Source organism: Ruminococcus sp. CAG:379 (genome assembly GCF_000434255.1).
GTDB lineage: Bacteria > Bacillota > Clostridia > Oscillospirales > Ruminococcaceae > Ruminococcus_F > Ruminococcus_F champanellensis.
Window position 1 is genome coordinate 1 of record NZ_FR894819.1, and the last position, 1,626, is coordinate 1,626.

Genomic DNA, 1,626 nt, shown 5'->3' on the forward strand with positions numbered 1-1,626 from the left:
TGCCGGAGCTTCTGGGCACACCGGAGCAATTTTATCTGCCGGAGAGCAAGAGGGCCATCATGCAGGTGATCCGGAAGACTGTGAAAACAGAGGCACCGGTGAGTCGCCGGGCAGTGCTGCGGCATGTGCTGAATGCTTTCGGTATTTCCCGCAGCGGCAGCCGGGTAGAGGCGGTTTTTGACCAGGCAGTGCAGGATTGTGGCATTTCCGGCACCGGTACCGGGGATGCATGCTGGTTCTGGAGCCGGGAGCAGGATCCGGAAACCTACCGGATCTGCCGGATCCCAAAGGAGGGAACCGGCAAGCGACCTATGGAGGAAATCTGTCCCCAGGAGCTGTGCGCCGGCATGCTGCTGATTCTGGAGGATCAGGTCAGCATGCTCCGGTCAGATCTGCTGCGGGAAACCGCCAAGCTGTTTGGTTATACCCGTACCGGTGGTGTCATTGAGCATGCGGTCAGTGATGCCATGGATTATGCCCTGACCCGACAGTTGCTGGATTGCAGGGAGGATCGGTTCACCATACACAACGCATAAAGGCGGTCTGTAGAAAGGAGCATGTTTATGTACGAGGAGATTCAATTTCCCTCCGAGCCTATTCTGGAGTTGGTATTCTGTAAGCCGGAGGATGCTTATGAAATAGTCCTGGCGGGACAATGTTATACGGTGGTTGGCAGGGACAAGGATCTGCCGGATCGGTTGATCGGAGTCGCATCGAACCAGCGGGTTTATGAACTGGACGCTGCACAGAAGCAGGTGTTCTATGCGGCGCCGGATCTTGCCGTCTTCGTCCGGGAGCTGATGCTCTGGCGGTCGTACGGTAAGCAGCATCCCCAGCCGGACAATATGACGGAGGCGCAGCTGACTGCTGCGGCAGCCGGATTCCGGGAAAAGCTGACGGAGCTGGATCGGCATGCCTTTGATCGGGAGGATACCTTTTGGTCTATGGTTTGCGAGGAGCTGGAGTATGGAATCTAAGGCAGCACCGCACAAAGCCCGCCGGATGGCTTTACATAGCATCTGCTGCACAATCTCTATGCGTGTTGCCATAAGACAAAGCACCCCCGGATAGGTGGATACTAATATAGAAGCTTTATTTCTTTAAAGATAAGGTTGCGTAACCAAGTGGTTATGCAGCCTTTCCCTTTTTGTCGCACTTCATACTGTCAGCAACAGTGGTCGTTACAGCAACGTCAAAACGGTAATGTATGCAAAGAATACGGAATGAGCAGTTCCACGCTGCATAAATGGATCAAAAAGTATACGCAGGTTAAAGCTTCAGACACCGAAACAATGACCATGGTAGAAATCAAAAAATGCAGAAAAAGCTAGCATTGCTTGAGGAGGAAAATCTGATGTAAAAAAGTAATGTCTATGAGATTAATAATCAATTTAACATGAATTGGTGGCATAAATACAAAAAGAGCTATCCGATTCGTAAATGAATCAGATAGCTCATTATTCTCGGATAATCTTAAAATGTTGTCATTTTGTTGCCACGGGCCAATTCCGTAACGCAAAAGTCCAACATTTTCAAGGCTTTTCAGCCTTTCGGGTATTACTCCCACTCCTCAAATCGCCCTCTATATTAAACAATTTTGTTTAGGAGATTTGAGCTGTGGTATCT

The 1,626-nt window shown here is 50.1% G+C and carries 2 protein-coding genes; both read left to right on the plus strand.

The genetic code is table 11. The features are described from left to right. Positions 1–536, plus strand: a 536-nt coding sequence (locus tag QVO51_RS01485; protein WP_288167723.1) for a DUF3320 domain-containing protein, incomplete at its 5' end; no start/stop codon positions are given. A 27-nt stretch (positions 537–563) separates the two neighbouring features. Continuing rightward, positions 564–977 carry an SUKH-4 family immunity protein gene (locus QVO51_RS01490; protein WP_022356938.1) on the plus strand — a complete coding sequence of 138 codons (414 nt, stop codon included), beginning with the start codon at positions 564–566 and terminating at the stop codon, positions 975–977. Positions 978–1,626 lie beyond the last annotated feature (649 nt).

What these genes read in the sequence shown, in the direction of transcription:
- QVO51_RS01490 (WP_022356938.1), top strand. Translation starts at nt 564, where the DNA reads ATGTACGAGGAGATTCAATTTCCCTCCGAGCCTATTCTGGAGTTGGTA.